This is a genomic window from Echinicola vietnamensis DSM 17526, assembly GCF_000325705.1.
Taxonomy (GTDB): Bacteria; Bacteroidota; Bacteroidia; order Cytophagales; family Cyclobacteriaceae; genus Echinicola; species Echinicola vietnamensis.
In genome coordinates, this window is the sequence record NC_019904.1 from 2,649,858 (window position 1) to 2,669,951 (window position 20,094).

The 20,094-nt window shown below is 43.7% G+C and carries 24 protein-coding genes; 17 read left to right on the forward strand and 7 right to left on the reverse strand.

Annotated elements, in window-relative coordinates; genetic code table 11:
* Positions 1-11: 11 nt before the first annotated feature.
* Both ECHVI_RS10865 and ECHVI_RS10870 read right to left on the reverse strand, forming a co-directional pair.
* Positions 12-248 (reverse strand): hypothetical protein, encoded by a 237-nt coding sequence (locus ECHVI_RS10865; protein ID WP_015266034.1) that lies wholly within the window; start codon positions 246-248, stop codon positions 12-14.
* Between the two features lie 397 nt (positions 249-645).
* Positions 646-2,535, reverse strand: coding sequence for a DUF294 nucleotidyltransferase-like domain-containing protein (locus ECHVI_RS10870; RefSeq protein WP_015266035.1), 1,890 nt, complete (start codon positions 2,533-2,535; stop codon positions 646-648).
* A gap of 307 nt (positions 2,536-2,842) precedes the next feature.
* On the opposite strand from ECHVI_RS10870, the gene ECHVI_RS10875 reads away from it, so the two are divergent.
* Entirely contained in the window at positions 2,843-3,505 is a 663-nt protein-coding gene (locus ECHVI_RS10875; RefSeq protein WP_015266036.1) for an HAD family hydrolase, read from the forward strand.
* A gap of 114 nt (positions 3,506-3,619) precedes the next feature.
* Here the strand turns inward: ECHVI_RS10875 and ECHVI_RS10880 are convergent, their stop codons facing one another.
* The 5 genes from ECHVI_RS10880 to ECHVI_RS10900 all read right to left on the reverse strand — a co-directional run bounded on the left by ECHVI_RS10880 (position 3,620) and on the right by ECHVI_RS10900 (position 8,084).
* Positions 3,620-4,369, reverse strand: coding sequence for an SGNH/GDSL hydrolase family protein (locus ECHVI_RS10880; RefSeq protein WP_015266037.1), 750 nt, complete (start codon positions 4,367-4,369; stop codon positions 3,620-3,622).
* Positions 4,370-4,535: 166 nt separating this feature from the next.
* Positions 4,536-5,588: a S66 peptidase family protein gene (locus ECHVI_RS10885; protein ID WP_015266038.1), complete on the reverse strand. Its 1,053-nt coding sequence runs from the start codon at positions 5,586-5,588 to the stop codon at positions 4,536-4,538.
* Positions 5,589-5,609: 21 nt separating this feature from the next.
* Positions 5,610-6,911: a D-alanyl-D-alanine carboxypeptidase/D-alanyl-D-alanine-endopeptidase gene (locus ECHVI_RS10890; RefSeq protein ID WP_015266039.1), complete on the reverse strand. Its 1,302-nt coding sequence runs from the start codon at positions 6,909-6,911 to the stop codon at positions 5,610-5,612.
* A 51-nt stretch (positions 6,912-6,962) separates the two neighbouring features.
* Complete coding sequence (locus tag ECHVI_RS10895; RefSeq protein ID WP_015266040.1) at positions 6,963-7,349, reverse strand: DUF423 domain-containing protein; 387 nt, start codon at positions 7,347-7,349, stop codon at positions 6,963-6,965.
* Between the two features lie 60 nt (positions 7,350-7,409).
* Positions 7,410-8,084, reverse strand: a complete 675-nt coding sequence (locus ECHVI_RS10900) for a YggS family pyridoxal phosphate-dependent enzyme (RefSeq protein ID WP_015266041.1) — start codon at positions 8,082-8,084, stop codon at positions 7,410-7,412.
* A 167-nt stretch (positions 8,085-8,251) separates the two neighbouring features.
* On the opposite strand from ECHVI_RS10900, the gene ECHVI_RS10905 reads away from it, so the two are divergent.
* The 16 genes from ECHVI_RS10905 (at position 8,252) to ECHVI_RS23655 (ending at position 20,071) form a co-directional block, all read left to right on the forward strand.
* On the forward strand, positions 8,252-9,790 hold the full coding sequence (locus ECHVI_RS10905; RefSeq protein WP_015266042.1) for a GH3 family acyl-acid amido synthetase: 1,539 nt from the start codon (positions 8,252-8,254) through the stop codon (positions 9,788-9,790).
* Positions 9,791-9,794: 4 nt separating this feature from the next.
* Complete coding sequence (locus ECHVI_RS10910) at positions 9,795-10,427, forward strand: LysE family translocator (protein WP_015266043.1); 633 nt, start codon at positions 9,795-9,797, stop codon at positions 10,425-10,427.
* Positions 10,428-11,095: 668 nt separating this feature from the next.
* Entirely contained in the window at positions 11,096-11,302 is a 207-nt protein-coding gene (locus ECHVI_RS10915) for a hypothetical protein (RefSeq protein ID WP_015266044.1), read from the forward strand.
* A gap of 723 nt (positions 11,303-12,025) precedes the next feature.
* Positions 12,026-12,370, forward strand: a complete 345-nt coding sequence (locus ECHVI_RS10925; RefSeq protein ID WP_015266046.1) for a hypothetical protein — start codon at positions 12,026-12,028, stop codon at positions 12,368-12,370.
* Positions 12,371-12,779: 409 nt separating this feature from the next.
* Positions 12,780-13,451 (forward strand): hypothetical protein, encoded by a 672-nt coding sequence (locus tag ECHVI_RS10930; RefSeq protein ID WP_157501342.1) that lies wholly within the window; start codon positions 12,780-12,782, stop codon positions 13,449-13,451.
* Positions 13,432-13,884, forward strand: coding sequence for a glycosyltransferase (locus tag ECHVI_RS10935; RefSeq protein ID WP_157501345.1), 453 nt, complete (start codon positions 13,432-13,434; stop codon positions 13,882-13,884). Before ECHVI_RS10930 ends, ECHVI_RS10935 begins: the two co-directional genes overlap by 20 nt.
* 215 nt (positions 13,885-14,099) lie before the next feature.
* Entirely contained in the window at positions 14,100-16,088 is a 1,989-nt protein-coding gene (locus ECHVI_RS10945) for a peptidase domain-containing ABC transporter (protein WP_015266048.1), read from the forward strand.
* A 24-nt stretch (positions 16,089-16,112) separates the two neighbouring features.
* Entirely contained in the window at positions 16,113-16,298 is a 186-nt protein-coding gene (locus tag ECHVI_RS24060) for a hypothetical protein (protein ID WP_245553482.1), read from the forward strand.
* A 7-nt stretch (positions 16,299-16,305) separates the two neighbouring features.
* Positions 16,306-16,518, forward strand: a complete 213-nt coding sequence (locus tag ECHVI_RS10950) for a hypothetical protein (protein ID WP_015266049.1) — start codon at positions 16,306-16,308, stop codon at positions 16,516-16,518.
* 258 nt (positions 16,519-16,776) lie between these two features.
* Positions 16,777-16,953, forward strand: coding sequence for a hypothetical protein (locus tag ECHVI_RS23645; RefSeq protein WP_015266051.1), 177 nt, complete (start codon positions 16,777-16,779; stop codon positions 16,951-16,953).
* Positions 16,954-17,781: 828 nt separating this feature from the next.
* The gene (locus ECHVI_RS10955) at positions 17,782-18,411 is read left to right on the forward strand and encodes a hypothetical protein (protein ID WP_015266053.1); all 630 of its coding nucleotides are present in this window, start codon (positions 17,782-17,784) and stop codon (positions 18,409-18,411) included.
* Between the two features lies 1 nt (position 18,412).
* Complete coding sequence (locus ECHVI_RS10960) at positions 18,413-18,925, forward strand: peroxiredoxin family protein (RefSeq protein ID WP_041738562.1); 513 nt, start codon at positions 18,413-18,415, stop codon at positions 18,923-18,925.
* Between the two features lie 234 nt (positions 18,926-19,159).
* Positions 19,160-19,396 carry a hypothetical protein gene (locus ECHVI_RS10965; protein WP_015266055.1) on the forward strand — a complete coding sequence of 79 codons (237 nt, stop codon included), beginning with the start codon at positions 19,160-19,162 and terminating at the stop codon, positions 19,394-19,396.
* Positions 19,393-19,593 (forward strand): hypothetical protein, encoded by a 201-nt coding sequence (locus tag ECHVI_RS10970; RefSeq protein ID WP_015266056.1) that lies wholly within the window; start codon positions 19,393-19,395, stop codon positions 19,591-19,593. The genes ECHVI_RS10965 and ECHVI_RS10970 overlap by 4 nt, the downstream gene beginning before the upstream one ends.
* A gap of 9 nt (positions 19,594-19,602) precedes the next feature.
* Positions 19,603-19,770 carry a hypothetical protein gene (locus ECHVI_RS23650; protein WP_157501348.1) on the forward strand — a complete coding sequence of 56 codons (168 nt, stop codon included), beginning with the start codon at positions 19,603-19,605 and terminating at the stop codon, positions 19,768-19,770.
* A gap of 124 nt (positions 19,771-19,894) precedes the next feature.
* Entirely contained in the window at positions 19,895-20,071 is a 177-nt protein-coding gene (locus ECHVI_RS23655; protein WP_015266057.1) for a hypothetical protein, read from the forward strand.
* Positions 20,072-20,094 lie beyond the last annotated feature (23 nt).

A 20,094-nucleotide genomic window follows, 5' to 3' on the forward strand; every position in this document is an offset into this window, starting at 1 on the left:
TTCATTTTAAACTAATTATAGTCCCGAAGGCCATTTTTGACTTTATTTCCACACGAATAACCGACACTCATCATGCCCCCTCCAGTTACTATTAGGGAACTAAATAATGCTGCTCCGATACCCGCTGGGGGAAAAGCTAGTAACAAGCCTACTCCTGCAATATATCCGGCGGCAGCCAGGCCACATCCAAAATCTCCTCTTGCTCCTCCCTTAACTCTTTCCATTCTCTCAAAACTTAACTCTTTCATAATTTACAGAATTTAATGTAAAACATTGATTTATTGATAATCTCAATATATACCTGATCCACTGACATTTCCTGACAGTCAGTTGTTTTTTGTAAATCAACCCGTGACACAGGCTCAACTTTAGGGACAATCGAGACGCATGATAGTTTTACTAAACCAAACCTCCGGGAAAATGGCCCTTGGCCTACTTTCCAGAGTTTTTTTTATGATGTATATCTGCAATGACACCATTGATCTCAGAGATGTGAAATAGGCCTCATAGAAACCACGGAAATCTCAGAAAAGCTCTGTTTTATGTCTGGTTTTCTGAGTGTTGCGCGAGCGCTAAAACTTACTGGCAAGAAGCGTATAATCAAAAAAGGAAAAATGCCCTTGGCAAAACAGCATTGCAACCGAGCTAAAAGATCGTATTGGTAAAAGCAATCTTTACCTTCATTTGGTAGTTTTTGATGACTTTGAAGATTTCAATTAGGGTTACTTTTTCGATTTTGGTCAGGCTGTCAATGCTGATAAAGTTTTCGGGCTCCGTTTTGTCCAGCATGATCTGCTTGGCTTGGCGGTCCAGTCGAAGCCCCATCAGGTAATAGTAGGCCTGTTTTAGTTCTAATAGTTCTTCTTCCGTAATATGATTTGCCAGCGCCAGGGCATCGAGCCGTTCCCCTGTATTGGTCAGGAAGATTTTGTGTTTAAGCGCAAATACCCGTGTGATGTCCACAATGGGAGTCATAGCTTTTTTGATGTCAAAAACCTTTTGCTCTCCAACAGTGAAAGTCCTGATGCCCTTAAAGAAGGTCAAGGGAGGTTCGTATTGCAGGGCATTGGTGGCCATGTTGAAGAAAAAACGCTCCAAGGGGGCATTTAGTTGTTCTTCCATGTAATCATGAAGTTCGTTCAGAATGCTGAAATCTCCATAAATAGGTCGATTGTCAAAGAAAGTGGAATATTTCATGACCGTTTCTTGGGTGGATTCCATCATCCAAGAGTCATAGTTTCGCTTCCAGTGTGAGAGCGAATGGGTCCATTTGGGGTTTTTGGCCATAAATCCGCCTTTACAAAAGCTAAAGCCAATGGTGTCGAGGTGTGTGGAAATACGATCCGCAAAATCCAGAAAATATGCCCGCACCTCTTCACGGTGTTCATTGGCTTTGTCTTCATAAATGATGGCATTGTCCTGGTCGGTTTTGAGGGTTTGTTCTTTCCGGCCTTCACTGCCAAGGGTGATGAATACAAACCGCGATGGGGGTGGCCCCACTTCATGGATGACATCGTCAATCACTCGCAGCGCAATGGTGTCGGAGACGGTAGTGATGACCTGGTTGACGGTTTCGGATTTGACTCCCCGCTGCAAGAGCTGCTCGACAATAGCCGGTACTTGGCTCCATTTTTCTCGGAGCTCTTTCACAGAGGTAGCTTGCTTTACGGACTGGATAAACAAAAAGGGCGATTGAGACTGTTCACTGAGGAGTTTGGTCCTTGAAATAAAACCGGAGAACTTCCCGTCATTGACGACCAGGAGGTAGCGGGTTTTGGTCTGAAACATCAGTAACAAGGACTCGTAAATGTACGCGTCTGCATCTATGGAGACAATGTCCTTTTTTGTGATCGTTTCCACGGGTGAGGAAGGTGGGATGTTTTGCGCGATGACCTGATCCCGAAGGGTGATGTCCGTGACGTACCCGATAATATTGTCTGTGTCATCAGTGATGAAAATACAGCTGGTTTTTTCTTCTCCCATGATTTTTGCCGTAGCCGCAATGGAGGCCGTGGCTGGAGAAGTGATCAGGTCCCGAGGGTTTAGTGAGCCTACTTTCTGGGTGTAGAATGTGTCCGATGTGATGTTGTTTTGCTGCGGATAATAGGTGGCACCTTTGATAAAGTGCACAAACTCTGGCTCCAGCATCCTTTCCCCAAATTCCCGGACAAAATGATCCCTAAACAAAGGATGCTCCTCACACAATGTCGCAAATTCCTCCGGGGTCAAGCGATAGATCACGGTTTTAGGGAGAATGTCCACCGTTTGCAGAGAAATCCCTTTGTTATACAGCAGGGATATTCCTCCAAACCAAGTTCCTGGGCCATACTGTTCTATTCGCCGCTTTTTTTGGTTGCGGTCATAAAAATATCCTTCAAAACCACCTTCTGCGATAAAGTCAAACCCCTCTATACCGGATTGGTTTTGGAGGTAAAGCCGTCTGGATTTGGGGTACTTGACCTCCTTAAATTGCTGCCGAAGGCTGTCTTGGGCAGTAGGGGGAAGATCGGAGAAAGGTTTGGTGAAATCTACCATGGATAATGCCTATTTTAAAGTTGGTTTTCTAAAAATATAAAAAAAATCAGGAGGGAGCTACGAACAGGATTGTATTGAAGCGAATTAGGTGCACGAATGGCCTTGAGTCCCAATAAAGAAGCAACGTCCATATGCTAAGCCACCGTTTAACTAGCGGTATCTCCAAAGGGCATGACCAAACTGCTTCTGATCTAGCAGGCCAAAAACATGCACCAAACGGCCATATTTTTCTGGTGGAAATAGAACCAAACGAGGAATATGGGTGTTTAAAAAACTTACTTCAAACTTGTTTAAACCATTGATGACGATGAGCAACAAAGATTTAACGTTTATTTTTGACATGAACGGGACCATGATAGATGATATGCATTTTCACACCAAAGCCTGGCACCAGCTTTTTAATGAGGACTTAGGTGCGAACCTGAGCTGGGAGGAAGTGAAGGTGGAAATGTACGGAAAGAATCCTGAGGTACTGGATCGGGTTTTTGGAAAGGGGCATTTTACACCCCAGGAAGCAGAAGAGTGGTCCATGAAGAAGGAGAAAAGGTACCAAGAAGAATATAGGCCTCATTTGGCATTGATCAAAGGCCTGGATGAGTTTCTTGAGAAAGCCAATGATGCTGGCATCAAGATGGCTGTTGGGACAGCCGCGATACCGTTCAATGTGGACTTTGCGCTGGATAACCTGGACATTAGGAAATACTTCTCGGCCATTGTTACGGCTGATGATGTAAAGCTAAGCAAACCACATCCGGATACTTTTACGATGGCCGCAGAAAAGCTGAAAAGAGAACCGGAAGATTGTATCGTTTTCGAGGATGCTCCCAAAGGTGTGGAAGCTGCCCAAAATGCCGGAATGAAAGCCGTGGTGATCACGACTGCCCACCCCAAGGAGGATTTCCAGCAATACGATAATGTGCTAGCTTTTATTGAAGATTATGACGATCCGTTTATCAAGGAATTGATCTGATGTTCGAAGGGCTAAATTGTAGAACTGGGATGTAGTGTGATTGTCAAATGGAAAGGGCATGCCCTGCTTCTGGTTGGCAGCTTCACCATCATTCAGTTCTACAATTTTTAGGTTTTATAGCCTATTCGTCAATAATTCAGCGAGTTGCTGTGCCCAAGATCGGTAAACATTACCGCTTGGATGAAGGCCATCAGCGGCAAGGTTTTTATCCTGATGTCCGATTTGGCGATACTCGGTAGTAATGTCCAAAAAAGTGACACCCTTTTCCTGGGCGATTTGCTTTTGAGCTTGGTTGTAGGCGTCAATTTCGTCAGCGATTTTTTTCTTGTCTACCTGCTGCTGGTCGGCAAACCTGGTGACGCCCCAGTCGGGAATCGAAATGACCACGACGCGATTGGTACTGCCGCCGGCAAAGGTGATTGCCTGAGTCAATAACTGCTCAAATTCTACTTTATAATTTTCTACTGTTCTGCCCCTATACTGATTGTTGACTCCGATAAGGAGGGTGACGAGGGAATAGGTGTTTCCTTCAATTTGGGCTGCCTCAATGCCCTGTTGGAGCTCGTCTGTCGTCCAACCTGTGGTGGCGATGATGTCAGTGAGTGAAATGTTAATCCCTTGGCCATTCAGCAAATCGATCAGTTGGGCAGGGTAAGTTTCGTTTTCACTGACCCCTTCACCGATGGTGTAGGAGTCTCCAAGGGCCAAGTAGGTCATTGCTTCAGTGGAATTGGTCATGTCCTTATCGTTTGGGGGTTGGGATGGCTTCGGTGTGGGAGATTGGTGCGTGCCGTTCGTGACACAGGCCGATAGGCCAATGGCCACCAGGCAAAATAAGGTCGAAAGGAACAGTGGGGTCTTCATGCTTGTACATACGATGTTTTGTTGGGCTAGGATGATCTGAAAATAAATTAACGGACGATTAGATCAGTCAAACTGGAACATGATTTCTTGGAACCGATGGGTTTTAGCTCTCTTCTTTGGTACTCTATCGCCAAGGGGGGAGAGAGAAATTTACCATTACCATCCGTTAATTTTGAAAGATTTTTTCGGTCATTTCAAATGTCCCATTGACAGCGTCCATTTTTATGCTGGCTCCTATGGGAACGATGAATTGTTTGCTGACATGCCCGATCATGGCACCACGATAGGCAGGAATGTTCAGCGGCTTGATATAATCCTCAAGGATCTGCCAGAGGGTCAATGAACCGTATCCGCCAGAAGGTTCACATTCAGAACATTGGCCGAAGATAAACCCTTTTATTTCGTCAAATACCCCCATGAGCATCAGGGTACTCATCATTCGGTCCACTCGGTAAGGGTCTTCCCCGACATCTTCCAGAAACAGGATTTTATCCTTAAAGTCTGGCAGGTAGGGAGATCCGGCGATTCCTGTCAAGACCGTCAAATTTCCCCCCACAATGATGCCTTCTGCGGTGCCCGGTGTGATGGTCTGGATCCGGTTTTTCTTGACAATAAGGTCGTCGCCCTTTTCCTGCTCATTTTCAAATTTCACCAATTTCTGGTCATAAAACATTTGCTCAAATTGGTGGACATTAAAGCTGTTCCAGCTTCCTGTGCCGTTTGGGCCATGAAAGGTGATGAGGCCTGTCTGTGCATAAATGGCGTTATGGATGGCCGTGATATCGCTGTACCCAAGGATAGGTTTAGGGTTTTTTCGGATAGTTTTATAGTCCAAAAGCGGTAAAATCCGTGCTGCGCCAGAACCACCGCGAATGCAAATGATCGCTTTGATTTCTTCGTTTGCAAACATGGCATTAAGGTCTCCGGCCCGGTCTTCATCTCTGCCGGCAAGGTGGCCGTACCGATCGGTAAGATGCTTTCCTCTCAGCACCTTCAAGCCCAATGCTTCCAGGGTCTCTTGGGCAAATTGGAACAATATCTCGTCATTGGTGGCAGCAGAAGGACTCACCAGCCCGACAAAGTCTCCGCGCCTTAAAGCATGGGGAAGGATGGTTTTGGCATCTGCGGTAGCGGCTGCGAGGACATCGCTTTTCAAGGCCATCATCGGCGAAAGACCAGCGGTCAGTCCCAATGCTTTGATAAATGTGCGTTTGTTCATGCAGGTGTTTTTTTGTTGAAGTTAAAAATTATCCCGAACATACAACAGGACCTTTTCCATCTCATTGATGACTTGACGGGCTTTGTAAGGATAATTATTGTTCATAAAGGCAAAGGCATAAAGCTTACCTTTTTTGGTTTTGATATAGCCTACCAGGGAGTGGTTGTTACTGATGGTGCCGGTCTTGGCAAAGATGTAAGGAGTGGGGGCACGATAGGCATTTTTGAGCGTTCCAGTCCTTCCGCCTTGAGGCAACAACCTGAACAGGGTGGTGTCGGGTACGATTTGATAGATCTTTTCGGCAATGGACACCATTGATCTTGGGGTAAATAAATTGTACCGTGATAGTCCTGAACCGTCCAGCCAGATGGGTTCATCTTTTAGGTCAGCAAGGTAGTTTTTTGTGATGAATTCAATGGCTTCTTCCGCGTTGAGTTTCGAGTGTAATTCATCTGCCACCATGAGCAGTAAGTGTTCGGCGAGAAAATTGTCACTTTCATGGAGCATTTCCCTGTAAATACTGTCCAGCGGGATGCCTTTAAGAACCAAGTGCTTTTCGGGGAGAGGGTCTTTGGAGGGGATGACCTCTTTGTCTAGCTCTTTACTGGCGAGCAGTGCAAAAGTTTCCGTGGAGGTAGCAAAAGGAATTTTGGTATCCCTTCCCCGAATCACATATGTGCTGGGATTATAGTAGAAACGATTGCTACGAAAGTCACGCTCGACGTCCTTGATGGCCTTGGTCGTGATGGTCAGGGCATTGGCAAAAAGCGGTGGAGCCAAGTGCGGGGAACGCTGAAGGTTCGTCACGGTGGCCAGGTTTCCGTATATGGGCAAGGGGGACCGTTCGGCAGCGTAGGCATAATAATAGTCGTCCCACTGCCAACCGTAGCCATAGGGGGTGTCTTCCCAGTTGCTGTCGGAAAAGTAAACTTTATCATAGTTGGCCAGGAACCCTTTCATGTCAATGTCGGGGACAGGTTTGTATTTCCAGGAAGGGTCTCCAGTGCCCCAAATGATGATGTCCTTTCCCTTGGGAAGGTAGCGAAGGCGTTTCGTAGTATCCCCTAAGGTGAGCAATGCGGCATAAAAGGTGAATAATTTGGTGGTCGAGGCAGGGGCAAAATACAGGTCGCTGTTTTTTTCATAGACGGTTTGCTGCTCCTCCAGGTCATAGAGCATAAAACCGGTAAGGTGCTTGGAAAAGAAGGAATGCTCTCCCAGTTGGTTTTCAAGCGCCGTGACCGATTTTGGGTTGGTTTGTGCCCATAATTGAAAGGGAAAGCACAAACAGCAAATGAGGATTAGTTTTTTAGTGTCTTTCATGAAAAAATTGGCTCAATAAAGTAAAACAAAGGTAAGGGTGTTTGCATAGGATCATTTTTGGGCACTGGGTTTGGCTCCGAGGAATACCATGATCCATCCGCCAATAAAGGCCAAGCCTCCTAAAGGGGTAATGGCACCGAGCCAGGTCACCCCGGTGGTAGAGAGGACATAAAGCGAACCCGAAAATATGATGATTCCGGTCAAAAACGCATAAACCGCGGTGTCAAGTATTTTGGCATTAGGAAGCTTTGCCTGCAAAAGCCCCACCAAAAAAATAGCCAAGACATGGTAAAACTGATACTTTACGGCCGTTTCAAAGGTGTCAGTGCGTCCATACTGTTCCAAAATATCCGCCAGCCCATGGGCACCAAAGGCACCAATGGCTACGGTCAAAGCCCCTAAAATCGCGGCGAGTTTTATCGTACTGATATAGTTCATCTTTTCGTTGGTTTATAATCTTGCTCTTGGTGTCTGGATACGTGAGCTGTTTTTTCCTGACTATAAGTAGTTTCGTTGGCCAAAAATAGCACTGCCAATGCGGACCATCGTGCTTCCTTCTTCTTGGGCAATTTGGTAATCACCGCTCATGCCCATGGAGAGTTCCTTGAGGGCCATGCCACCGGGAAGATCCAAGGTGTTTAGGTGGTTCATAAACTTTTTGAGGGCTGCAAATTCCGCTCGGATCACCGCTTCTTTATCGGTGTTGGTTGCCATTCCCATCAATCCGATGACACGGACATGTTCGAGCGCAGCAAATTCGGGCAGCTTGATCAGGTCCATGATTTCTTCCTCACTAAAGCCAAACTTACTTTCTTCTTTTGCGATATGCACCTGCAACAGACATGCGATCACCCTATCGGCCTTTTGGGCTTGTTTGTTGATCTCTTTGAGCAGCTTGAACGAATCTACGCCATGGATAAGGTGGATAAAAGGCGCGATGTATTTGACCTTGTTGCGCTGTAGGTGGCCGATCATGTGCCAACGGATATCATCCGGTAGCTGCGGCTGTTTTTCAGTAAGCTCTTGGACTTTATTTTCCCCAAAATGGCGAATGCCAGCATCATAAGCCTCTTGGATGTCAGACACAGGCTTGGTCTTACTGACCGCTATCAATAAACAATCTTGCTTTTTAAATTGCTTTTTTAACTCGGATAGGTTCTCTTTTATGTGCATTCCGTTATTTTTATGGTTGAAAGCCCAGCATGGCGGCATCCCTGTTCAAAGATAGTGGGGAAGACGGCTATTGGCAAATGATGAATGAGGAATTAAGAACTAAGAATGGCGGATTTAAACGGTCCCCCGTTCCATAACACTGCAACGACATTAATGCATCATAGAATATGGCAATTTTAGGAACATTGCTCAAAAGAGGCATCCGGTTGCGGGAGTCGCTTGAGCAGGAATACAGTTCTCCTTTAGAACTTCAGAAGCAGGAATTAAAAAAATTGCTTATTACGGCCAGCAAAACCCAAATGGCTGAAAAGTATGGTTTTAGAACTATTCTTTCTGAATTCCCGAAAGAGGGGGATGCATTTTATAAATCTTTTTCCAGTCACGTGCCGATTTATGATTACGACAAGATTTATGAAGAATGGTGGCATAAGCTTCAGGAGGGGGAGAAAAACGTTACCTGGCCCAAAGCCATTAAGTATTTTGCCCTCAGCTCAGGAACCTCTGGAAGTGCTTCCAAATACATCCCCATAAGCAAGGAAATGGTCAAGGCCATTCGAAAAACTGGCGTGAGGCAAATCCTGACCCTTTCTAAATATGACCTGCCTTCCAAGTTGTTTAACAAAGGCATTTTGATGCTTGGCGGCAGTACTGACCTGGAATTTAACGGAACCTATTTTGCGGGCGATCTCAGTGGAATTACCGCCGGCAAACTGCCCATTTGGTTTCAGCGTTTCTATAAACCGGGCCAAGAGATTGCCCGTAACAAGAATTGGGCAGACAAGTTGGAAAAGATTGTCGAAAATGCACCGAAGTGGGATATCGGCATCATTGTAGGCGTTCCGGCATGGTTGCAGATTTTGATAGAGAAGATCATCGAAAGGTATGAGGTCGACACGATCCACGATATTTGGCCAAACCTCACCATTTTTGTGCATGGAGGCGTATCATTTGAGCCGTATAAAAAGGGTTTCGAAAAATTATTGGCCAAGCCGTTGATTTATTTGGAGACTTACTTGGCGAGTGAAGGTTTCCTGGCCTTTCAAGCCCTGCCGAACCGCAGCTCCATGCGGCTGGTTTTAAACAATGGGATTTTTTATGAATTTGTCCCTTTTAACGGGCTATATTTTGATGAAAACAGTGAATTGAGGGATGACGTAAAGCCTCTCAAGATCGATGAAGTGGAGGAAGGGGTGGATTATGCCCTTTTGATCTCCACCTGTGCAGGGGCCTGGCGCTACATGATCGGGGATGTGATCAGGTTTGTGTCGGTTAAGGACAGCGAAATAATCATTACGGGAAGAACCAAGCATTTTCTGAGCCTTTGCGGGGAGCATTTGTCTGTGGACAATATGAACAAAGCGGTAAAAATGGCCGAGGATGAGTTGAATATTCATGTCCGGGAATTTACAGTGCTAGGAGTGCCGCACGGCACCTTGTTTGGCCATCATTGGTATATTGGAACAGATGATGAGGTGGACAGTGAGCGGCTTTGTGCAGTGATCGATGATAACCTGAAGGTGCTTAACGATGACTATGTGACCGAACGAAAACATGCACTAAGAGAAGTTCGATTGGACGTGCTGCCTTCCTCCGTGTTTTATGACTGGATGCGTGAGCAAGGTAAAGAAGGTGGTCAGCATAAATTTCCACGAGTACTAAAGGGGCCAAGGATGGAAGCTTGGCTGGAATTTTTGGAAAAACAATAGTCAGATGGGATTTTCACTGGTGGAAGGAATCGGAATGGGACTGGTGCTGTGTTTGATCATTGGTCCTGTTTTTTTTGCCTTGATACAGAATAGCATTGAGTATGGTTTTCGTCACTCTGTGGTCATGGCCTTGGGGATTTTGGTGAGTGACAGCATTTATGTGGTCATTTCCCATTTTGGTGTAAGCTACCTGACCCATAATCCCAGTTTCAAGGCGGGGCTTGGGTATGTGGGAGGAGCAATCATGATCGGTTTTGGCCTGGCCAGTTTTTTCAAAAAGACCTTCAATCGGCCAAATTCGGGAGGGGTGCTGGCAAAAGACCCGCCGAGAAGAATGAAAGGCTTTTTAAAGGGACTGAGCTTAAATGGGGTAAACCCTTTTGTGCTGCTTTTTTGGATATCCATTGCCGGGATGGTACAATTAAAGAAACGCTATTCGGAGGGAGATAGGCTGCTGTTTTACGGGGGAATGTTGCTGACGGTTTTTAGCACTGACCTGCTAAAGGCCTATATCGCCAAACGGCTGAGCAAGTTCATTACACCGATTTTTATGCTTTATATGAACAGGGCTGTTGGAGTTATTCTGGTGGTTTTTGGAATAAGGCTCCTTTGGTATGCGGTAAGCAAGTCCTGGTAAAAGTCTGGAGACTTTTTCAGTTTTGGTCCAAGTCTTCAGACTTGGACCAAATGCGGATAGATTGCCAATTGCCCCATCTTACACTTCTTTAACCCGGCCGCTTTACCGTTCTACGGTTCCATAACTCAACAACCCTGCCATCCTATACGAGCCAAATAGGTGGTTTTACGGATTTTTTAGTTGTTTTTCACTCTGTTTTTGGTGGTAGAAGATTTTTATTTTGCAGAATCATTCTAAAAGTTCTATTTAAATCATAACGTGAGTTAGGACTAATAACCGTCATTCCGAACGTGAAGCTTGTTTTGCGGGAAGGAGCCGAAGGAATCTCCGAATTAGGAGAATATTAGTGGTAGGGCAAGGTTTTGCCTCAATTTTTGCCAGTGTTATGTCATGTGATGGTGTTATAGTCTCTTTAGGTATAAGAGTTTTGTTGTGTTCTAAATTTGAGAACCATGAAGGTTAATGATAAAATTAGAAAACTGGGGGCAAGGAAATGTAGGTATATCGCATAATGGATGATCTGAAGTTGTTTATGGAAAAAACATCCAATACTGTAAGGAGCGTTTTCCTAGAAAAAAATCCCTGATCCACTGCAAGGAAATTGCAGTGGATCAGGGATAAATTTAGCTTATCAATAAATCAATGTTTTACATTAAATTTTGCAAATTATGAAAGAGCTAAGTTTTGAAAGAATGGAGAGAATTAAGGGAGGAAATAGATGTAGTAATTATGATAATGGTTTGGCTACTTTTGGGATGATCGTAGGTGCCGTAGGTTTGACTATGGCAACAGGTGGAGCAGGATTACTAGTTGCAGGTTTAGGTTTTGCCTCTAGTTTTGCCAGTGTTATGTCATGTAATGGTGTCTATTTATAGGTTTTATTTGATTATTGAAATTAAACAATTAAACAGATACAATCTTTAAAATGGGATTGTATCTGGATATTAGTTTTACTGTAATTTGAAAAATAGTGATGGAATTAGGCGATAAGACTAGAGGGCTGCTTATATTCATATCCTTAATATCGATTGTGTTATGTTGGTATTACTATCTGAATAATAAGTTAATTCTTAGTACTGCAGTATTGGTATCGATAACGATGGTTTGTACAGCAATCTCAATGTGGATGAGCATGCAAAGAAAATAACACTGACTAATTTTACCATTAGTTTTGAGCAAATGATGGGGTAACTTTATGATTTATGACGAATTGTGGCCCTTATGATTTTTAGAAGATAGTGTTTTTGATATAAGTACTTAAATTATGAAGCCCCATACTACCCACTTTCTAAAGATGAGTTTTAGTTATCCTTGTATCCTGGTGGGTACAGTCTTTTCCAGGATGGCGGTGGGAGGGAAGATACCAGGATTTGATATCCTCGTCTATGTAGTTTGGGGTTTCATTGCTTTTGCCTATGCTAGGGAAGTGGTTGTCTATATGAAAAAGAGGAAATCCGAAGTAGATAATTCCTGAGGATTTGGCATTGGTAAGTTTTTGTAAAATTTGAAGCGATACAGTTAAGTGGATCTCTATAATAAAACTTTGGGGTCAAGCGGTTGTTGAATACATGTTTAATAACCAGTTCTGTTTATTTCTTATGAAACCATTCTTGATCTTACTGGGCTATTCCTTGGCGCTATATCTCGCCACGCTATTGCTGATCGACTTTGAGGGGATACTGCTGAACGAAATGCTAAATGAGGATGCGCTTGAACTGTCATTTAAGGAAGTCCAGGCGGCCATCGACGAGATGCTGTATTGGAACAGGTTCAGTGCGCTGTTTGCCTTTCTGATGTTTACAGTTAAATGTTTTTTGGTGGCCGTGGTGCTCTATGCAGGACTGTTCTTTACCGATCGGCACAAGGAGGTAAGGCTGGGGACGCTTTTTGGTATTGCGGTATATGCGGAAGTGGTTTTTGTGATCGCAGGGTCATCTTGGTAATTTTTGGCATAAGGCTGTTGTGGTATGCAGTGAGTAAGTCTAGGTAAAAGTCTGGAGACTTTTTTCAGTTAGGGGTCCACGTCTAAAGACGTGGACCGAATGCGGATAGATTGCCAATTGCCCCATCTTAGACTTCTTTAACCCGGCCGCTTTACCGTTCTACGGTTCCATAACTCAACAACCCTGCCATCCTATACGAGCCAAATAGGTGGTTTTATGGATTTTTTAGTTGTTTTTTACTCTGTTTTTGGTGGTAGAAGATTTTTATTTTGCAGAATTATTTGAAGTAAATAGGTGTGAAAAATTTTTAGATATGGATGATGGTAAAAGCATTTTTGAGGCAAAAAATATAAATAAGAGGGTAAACAACGGGGAGGAAAAGTCTATTTTTCTAGATCCTTTCCCTGCTATGGGGCATATAAATGCTTTTCTTAATCTTGCCAAGTGGCTGCTAAGTCAGGGATTTCGCCCTGTATTTTTGATCAGTCAAGAATATGAAGGTAAAGTGAGACAGGAAGGATTTGCCCGCTACGTGGTGGCTCCGATGTTATTAATCCCCGCTAAATCCGAAAGAAAGCAAAAAGGAGCACTTAGGTTTTTTCTTGACAATCTCTACAAAGGAAGAGATAAAGTTGCAAGAGACTATATGCTAAAAACGAAAGAAACGTACAAAAAGGCTTTTAGGGAAGAAAATTGTAAGCAAGTATTGCTTGATATTCATTATATATCCAAGGCAATATTTTACCATTTTAGCGGATTGGAAGTAAATCAGGTGGCTACAGCTATGCTTCCCTTTAAGCATTCAAAATCTCCACCCTTCCAATCCTCCCATGTTCCCGGTAAGGGAGTGATTTCATCCATTGGGATATCGGCTTTATGGAGACTGAACAGGATGAAGCGGGATATACAAAATTCCATCGGTTACATTTTGAGTCTGGGGCAGACAGATCTAAATATCATGCTGAAAACTTTTACCCAGCGTCGGTATGCATTTGATCGCAATAGGGCATTGGGCTGGGGAATAAAAGGGATGTCAACAGTGGCTACCTATCCCAAATCCTTTGATTTGGTGGATTTATAGCGAAATATATGATGTGTTTTATTTGGATGAGCTGCCCTGTCCTGCAGATAAGGTTATCCAAGAACCTCGTCTTGTAAGCATTATTAATCAAAAAAAAGCAGAGAAAAAGAAGTTGGTTTACTGCTCACTGGGTACAGTGACCAGAGAATTTCAGCGGGATTGTGAGGTGTTTTTTAATAAGGTACTTAAAGGTGCCCAAGAAAATACCCAACTCCATTTTATACTGAATGTGGGTAAACATTTTGATGTCCATAAGTTGGATCCTTTGCCTGGCAACGTGTCAGTTTTTGATAAGGTAGAGCAGCACAGCCTCCTGAAGGAAGTGGATGTGATGATCAACCACGGCGGGATCAATTCCATCAAAGAGTGTATTGTTAATGAGGTGCCCATGCTTGTTTATCCCCTGTCGCCATATTGGGACCAGCCAGGGTAGTGAAGTGCGGTTTGGGGCTCAAGGGAAATATTCGCAAAGATAGTTTCCGACGGCTCTTGGGTAAACTGGATACCCTATTCCGAAACCTTCACCTGTATCGTTCAAATATCAGGGCTTTCCTTGGGCAGGTAGATCAAGATAAAAGAGAAAGTATCAACAGGTTAATTGACCTGTTAAAAGATGAATAAAAGATTTTTTTTAAACCCAAGATGACAATGAAAAGAACTATTAATGAACTACGGAAAATCCATGTCCAACAGCTGGGGGAGTACTCCTGTGGACTGGCATGTCTGAGCTCCCTTTCAGCATACTATGAGGGAAGTATCTCCCAAGAGAAGCTGCGGGAATCCAGTGGTACCACGATCAATGGAACCACTATGCTGGGACTTTTACAAGCAGCCGAGAAAATTGGCTTTGAAGCGAAAGGCTTTGAGGCGGATGTGGATAGCCTTAAGGGACTTTCCGAGCCGGTGATACTCCATGTGGTGATGGATGGAAAGCAAGAGCATTTTGTGATCAGTTATGGATTATTGGAGGACCGTTTTGTGCTGGGTGATCCTGCCAAGGGGATTTTGATGTATCCGGAAAATGAGCTGGAGGCGATATGGCAATCCAAGGCCTTGCTGAAGATCGTCCCTGGAGCGAACTTCCAAACCCATAAGATAGACAAAAGAAACCGATGGAGGTGGTTTAAGGAATTGATTAAGGAGGATATTCCTATTCTTACGGTTGCCATGACCTTGGGGATACTGATGGCTCTGGCAGGATTGTCCACCGCTATTTTTTCGCAAAAGCTGATCGACGATTTTTTGCCCAATATGGAAACGGAAAAGATCGCAATAGGATTTGCTGCTTTGGCTCTGCTGCTAGGGTTAAGGGCTTTGTTGGGGTATATACAAGGGGTTTTTATGGCCAGGCAGGGAAAGGAACTTAATATTCGGCTAGTAAAATCCTTTGTCCAAAAGATCATCCGCCTGCCGATCCCAGTCCTGAACGGTTACAGTACGGGAGATCTGGTGGCACGGATGAATGACTCCATGCGGATCCGGAAGACGGTAGCCCTGCTGACCGGGAATGTCGCCATCAATGTATTGGTGGTGCTTGTTTCCATGGGATATATTTTTCACCTCTCCTGGCCCATTGGATTGGTCTGTCTTGTTGGCCTGGTTTTCTTTACAGTAGTGGGGATTCGCTTTCATAAACCTATCCTAACGTTCCAAAAAGAAGTAATGCAGGCACATAGCCAAAATGAGGCCCAATACCTCGAATCGCTGACGGGAATCCATACGGTGAGGTCTTATAGCAAGGAAGAGGTGTTTAAAGAGCGGATCAATATGGTCTACGAACTGTACCAAGGAAAAAGCTATGATTTGGCCATTGTGGCGAATAGGTTCGGCTTCTTTACCCAACTGGTATCGGCGGTATTCCTGAGCCTGATGTTTGCACTTGGTGTATGGATGATCCTAGAGGGACACCTGTTACTCGGTGAACTGATGGCGGTGCTGACAGTAGGGGGAGGCATCATTCCCGGCGCAGCTTCCCTGATCATCGCCAATATCCAACTTCAGGAAGCTAAGGTGGCTTTTGACAGGCTGTACGAAATAGCATCCCTGGAAAAGGAAAATCCAGGGAAAGATTTTGGATCCAAAGAAAAACATTCTACTAAAAGTGACCACCAATTGACCCTGGAAGAGGTATCTTTTAGGTTCCCGGGACAAAAAGCGATTTTAAACAATATAAATTTCTCCCTGGGACAGGGCGAAATGTTGGCCCTTTTTGGCCAGGTAGGTTCAGGGAAAACCACGCTGGTCAACCTGCTACAGGGGTTTTATATGCCTGAGAAGGGATGCCTTAAAATTGGGGACAAGCCGATGGATTCATGGCTTATGGAGCACTGGAGGAAGCAGGTGGCGGTGGTATCCCAGACCGAAAAGATATTTAACACCACGATACTGGACAATATCTGCCTGAGCCATGATGTGGAAGAATGGCGACGTTGCGGGGAGTTTTTAAACCAGAGTGGGCTGGAAAGGTTTTTTGGGCAGTTTGATCAAGGGGTGATGACCCTGTGTGGAGAAAATGGCAGAAACCTCAGTGGAGGCCAGCGGCAGCTGGTGGCCATTTCCAGGGCACTCTACAAACAGCCGAAGTTCCTGGTACTGGACGAAGCCACTTCGGCGATGGATTTCGATACGGAGCGGTAGCTATTGCTGCTGCTGAAAAGAGTCATGTACGGCCACGGGATGGGGGTAGTGCTGGTCACCCACTGGGTAGGGCTGGCAAAGCAAGCGGACAGGATACTGATCCTCAAACAGGGAAGCATTACCGGAGAGGGAGCCCATGAAGCACTCGTTCGGGGAAATAACGAATATGCAAAAGCCTACCAACAGATCATCAGCGAAACCATTAAATAACGGCACCATGGGAGGACTGAAATACTACGAAAGAACAAAGCTCCTTATAGAGCTGATCGAAAAAAAGAAAACGGGAAGACCTGGAGAACTGGCCCGAAAGCTGGGCATAAAAGAAAGAATGGTTTATAACCTACTGGACGATTTGCGTTTGACGCTGGGGCAAGAAATCAGTTACTGCAAAGAGCAAAGAAGTTACTGTTTCCTAGAAAAAAATCTCTGACTGCAAGGAAATTACAGTGAAGTGGGTATAAATTGGGTTTATCAATAAATCAATGTTTTACATTAAATTTTGTAAATTATGAAAGAGCTAAGTTTTGAGAGAATGGAGAGTGTTAGGGGGGGAGGAAATGCTAGGTGTTTTTTCGCAATTCCACTGTTTTTGGCTAGTCATATGCCTTTTATGCAGAGTGGAAGTAGCCTATGGTATGCATGTGAGAATACTTAATTTATATCTAAAATCAACTTAAAACTTAAAATTATGAAATCTATTTCCATTCAAAAAATGTCTGAAATTAAAGGAGGGGATAATTATTCAAATAGAACATGCTCTCGATTAGGAGGTGTTGCATTTCTAGCTGCAGTAGGGCAACAGTGGGCTGCAACGCTTGGGATAACAGCTGCTGCAGCTGCTGGTGGATGTTTTGATTACTGGTAAGCTTTAATGTCGCTCAATGGCAACTGAATAATAACTGGATTTTTCTCACTACGATGTTCTGTTTTTAGAAAATAGTATCGTAGTGGGGAATTTTATCTTTAGTAAAACAATTGAAAATCAATCGTGTATAACTGTAATTCTGATGTTTGGTTATCAATAATGTTAGAGTAAATATGTTAAATCTATGAAAGTGTATATAAGCTTTACAATTAAAATCATAAAACTGTTCATTAACCTTTTCGCAGCAGGATACCTGTTTTATCTTGGTTATTTGCATATGGACGATATTCCAAATGGAGAAATTTTATTTCGCTCCAATTTAATTCTAGGAATAATTTGTTTGGGCTTTTTCTTTCGAGAATTAAAAAGCGTCAGACAGCGTCAATAACTCCTCTTTAAGTGTTGACTTGAGGATTTGTTGATAAAAAAATACTCCTTTAGGTACATGAGAATGATTAGTGGTGATTTTATGATGCCATGTACTCCGTTGCTATTTCTTGTGATCGTAAAAGGATATATCATATCAATATTAATCTTGTTTTGACTTTCTTGTCTCTGGTATTATTGGGGAATTTTCTTTCAGATGATTACCTATTTGGTGGTGACACAGTCTGTTTTTTTTAGTTGTTAAAGTCCTTATTGTTCTAAACTGGATGAAAAAAGTTGCGAAATCCGCGAGAATTAGAGTCAAAGTCATTTAGTTAAGCGAGGGGAGGGAATAGTCACCCTAAACAGAGCCAAATGGTATGACCCTGTACTTCACTCCGCTCGGTCTGACATCTCCGGAGATTAGTTAATCTAAAAGATATTGAAGTTAGAATTATCAGTATGAAACCATTTTTGATTTTATTGGGCTATTCATTGGCTTTATATGTAGCAACACTTTTGTTGATTGATTTTGAGGGGATGCTGCTGAACGAAATGCTAAATGAGGATGCGCTTGAACTGTCATTTAAGGAAGTCCAGGCGGCCATCGACGAGATGCTGTATTGGAACAGGTTCAGTGCGCTGTTTGCCTTTCTGATGTTTACAGTTAAATGTTTTTTGGTGGCAGTAGTGTTGTATGCAGGGCTGTTCTTTACCGATCGGCACAAGGAGGTAAGGCTGGGGACGCTTTTTGGTATTGCGGTATATGCGGAAGTGGTTTTTGTGATCGCAGGACTGGTAAAGCTGGTGTTCGTATCGGCTTATGACCTCAGCTATCAGGAGTTTGCCACATTTTATCCCTTGTCCTTACTCAACTTGTTCGATTTAGAAAATATTAATCCTGTTTTCAATTATCCACTCCAGTTGGTGAATGCGTTTGAGCTGGTCTATGTGTTCGTATTGGTGTATTTGGTAAAGGAGGAGCTGGAACTGAGCATGCCGAGGAGTTCCAACATTGTCTTGGTATCTTATGGGACGGCACTGTTTTGCTGGGTGGTGTTTGTCGTTTTTATCACCCTGAACATGTCCTGATATGAGGAAAAAGCTGAAGTTTATGGTGCTTTTTTTGGTAATTGCCTTTCTTGGGATAATGGGGTACCTGATCATGGATAGGGTAATGGAGAAAAATGGCGTAGCAGAAAGGATCAGACAGTTTCCAGCGTTTACGCTTTATAAGCCTGGCGGGGAAAAGTTTACCACCGACGAGCTGCCCTATGATCGACCGGTTATCTTGATCTATTTTAATTCTACCTGCCACCTGTGCGAAAAGGAAATTCAGGCCATTAGGGACAGGAAGGAAGAATTTGGCGAAATCCAATTGCTATTGGTGTCGAGCGAAGCGGGTAATGTGATAGGGGACTTTGCCAAAAGGATGGAACTGGAAGGCTGTAAAAACATCCATTGGTTCCAAGATAGGGATATGGAGGTGGCGGTTTACTATGATGTGGGCAGTGTTCCGGAGATTTTCTTATATGGCACTGACGGTAAATTGGTCAAGCGTTTTCAGGGGACGGTGAAGGTGGAGAGGTTGCTAGAAGCGTATTGAATATATTTAGGTTAAAAAGTCCAAAGACTTTTTTGAGTCATGGTCCAAGTCTTCAGACTTGGATCAACGCTGTTGGTGAGAGGGAGGATCCTCCACATAATACAGTCACACAATCCCACAGTTCCACGGCCATACATCAGCCCATCAAGTGGTTTTACTGGGCTTTTTGTCATTTTTTACCCTGTTATGGAAAGGATGAGGTCTTTATATTGTAGTTCTAAAATGTTGATTGTTATGGGGTTATTGGTAAAGATAGTGAAAGTCCTTTTTAGTTTTTTGGCAAGTGTTTATTTGGTTTATCTAGCATTTGAACATAAAGCTGATTTTTTGAATGGTGAGATGACCTTTTTGATGAGTATGGCAGGAGGAGGAATATGTCTTTCCTATTTTTTTAATGGACTGCGCAGGTTAGTGATGGGTTTCCCGGCGGTGTTGATTTTCTTGATGCCAACGGTTCTGGGTTGCATATGACCAAAGGGCTCATGGGCGGGGAACAAATCATACGGGTAATTATTCTGGGATTGGCTTTGCTGCTCATTGGAGTGGGTTGGTACGGGTATTATATGGGTGAAGTAAAGCTCATTACAGCAGTGTCAAACTCTGTAGGAATGGTGTTTTCATCTATCGGCTTGATTCAAAGTATTGTCAATGAAGGAAATACAGATTAGCCATTAGGAATGAGTCAAGGAAAGGAAATAGTGCTTTTGGTAATTTGCGGGGTATTGATCAACCTTGCAATGCTGTCACTTCATTATGAGTGGTTAACTGGAAGAACGGTTGCTTTTGTGTTATTAAGTCCAGTGCTGTTTATCGTTTTGGCCATGGTTTGGGAAAAGTCGAGGTAAAGTATCGACAAAGCAATGTTTGTCTGGAGGTGTGGCAGATCAGCTCGCAATACCTGTACGTGGCGTAGATAGGTTAAGGCATATTCAAGGTTTGAGGCTCAATTAGCTGCAAAATTAAAGTGGTATGAAAAAAGCTCAGATTGAAGATATTATTTTACTGGGGATACTATTTGCCAGCGTGCTGTATATGGTGTTTTTGGACGACTTGTTGACTGATGGATTTTATTCAAGAATGGCCAAGTTGATGTTTGGTATGTCGGTGATTATGCTGGTTTTTAGGGATAGGCGGCGCAAACAATAGGTCTCGTAAAAGTCTGGAGACTT

Excerpts from the sequence above, each read along its gene's own strand:
- ECHVI_RS10865 (WP_015266034.1), bottom strand. The coding sequence starts at position 248 with ATGAAAGAGTTAAGTTTTGAGAGAATGGAAAGAGTTAAGGGAGGAGCA.
- ECHVI_RS10870 (WP_015266035.1), bottom strand. The coding sequence starts at position 2,535 with ATGGTAGATTTCACCAAACCTTTCTCCGATCTTCCCCCTACTGCCCAA.
- ECHVI_RS10875 (WP_015266036.1), top strand. The coding sequence starts at position 2,843 with ATGAGCAACAAAGATTTAACGTTTATTTTTGACATGAACGGGACCATG.
- ECHVI_RS10880 (WP_015266037.1), bottom strand. The coding sequence starts at position 4,369 with ATGAAGACCCCACTGTTCCTTTCGACCTTATTTTGCCTGGTGGCCATT.
- ECHVI_RS10885 (WP_015266038.1), bottom strand. The coding sequence starts at position 5,588 with ATGAACAAACGCACATTTATCAAAGCATTGGGACTGACCGCTGGTCTT.
- ECHVI_RS10890 (WP_015266039.1), bottom strand. The coding sequence starts at position 6,911 with ATGAAAGACACTAAAAAACTAATCCTCATTTGCTGTTTGTGCTTTCCC.
- ECHVI_RS10895 (WP_015266040.1), bottom strand. The coding sequence starts at position 7,349 with ATGAACTATATCAGTACGATAAAACTCGCCGCGATTTTAGGGGCTTTG.
- ECHVI_RS10900 (WP_015266041.1), bottom strand. The coding sequence starts at position 8,084 with ATGCACATAAAAGAGAACCTATCCGAGTTAAAAAAGCAATTTAAAAAG.
- ECHVI_RS10905 (WP_015266042.1), top strand. The coding sequence starts at position 8,252 with ATGGCAATTTTAGGAACATTGCTCAAAAGAGGCATCCGGTTGCGGGAG.
- ECHVI_RS10910 (WP_015266043.1), top strand. The coding sequence starts at position 9,795 with ATGGGATTTTCACTGGTGGAAGGAATCGGAATGGGACTGGTGCTGTGT.
- ECHVI_RS10915 (WP_015266044.1), top strand. The coding sequence starts at position 11,096 with ATGAAAGAGCTAAGTTTTGAAAGAATGGAGAGAATTAAGGGAGGAAAT.
- ECHVI_RS10925 (WP_015266046.1), top strand. The coding sequence starts at position 12,026 with ATGAAACCATTCTTGATCTTACTGGGCTATTCCTTGGCGCTATATCTC.
- ECHVI_RS10930 (WP_157501342.1), top strand. The coding sequence starts at position 12,780 with ATGGGGCATATAAATGCTTTTCTTAATCTTGCCAAGTGGCTGCTAAGT.
- ECHVI_RS10945 (WP_015266048.1), top strand. The coding sequence starts at position 14,100 with ATGAAAAGAACTATTAATGAACTACGGAAAATCCATGTCCAACAGCTG.
- ECHVI_RS24060 (WP_245553482.1), top strand. The coding sequence starts at position 16,113 with ATGTACGGCCACGGGATGGGGGTAGTGCTGGTCACCCACTGGGTAGGG.
- ECHVI_RS10950 (WP_015266049.1), top strand. The coding sequence starts at position 16,306 with ATGGGAGGACTGAAATACTACGAAAGAACAAAGCTCCTTATAGAGCTG.
- ECHVI_RS23645 (WP_015266051.1), top strand. The coding sequence starts at position 16,777 with ATGAAATCTATTTCCATTCAAAAAATGTCTGAAATTAAAGGAGGGGAT.
- ECHVI_RS10955 (WP_015266053.1), top strand. The coding sequence starts at position 17,782 with ATGAAACCATTTTTGATTTTATTGGGCTATTCATTGGCTTTATATGTA.
- ECHVI_RS10960 (WP_041738562.1), top strand. The coding sequence starts at position 18,413 with ATGAGGAAAAAGCTGAAGTTTATGGTGCTTTTTTTGGTAATTGCCTTT.
- ECHVI_RS10965 (WP_015266055.1), top strand. The coding sequence starts at position 19,160 with ATGGGGTTATTGGTAAAGATAGTGAAAGTCCTTTTTAGTTTTTTGGCA.
- ECHVI_RS10970 (WP_015266056.1), top strand. The coding sequence starts at position 19,393 with ATGACCAAAGGGCTCATGGGCGGGGAACAAATCATACGGGTAATTATT.
- ECHVI_RS23650 (WP_157501348.1), top strand. The coding sequence starts at position 19,603 with ATGAGTCAAGGAAAGGAAATAGTGCTTTTGGTAATTTGCGGGGTATTG.
- ECHVI_RS23655 (WP_015266057.1), top strand. The coding sequence starts at position 19,895 with ATGAAAAAAGCTCAGATTGAAGATATTATTTTACTGGGGATACTATTT.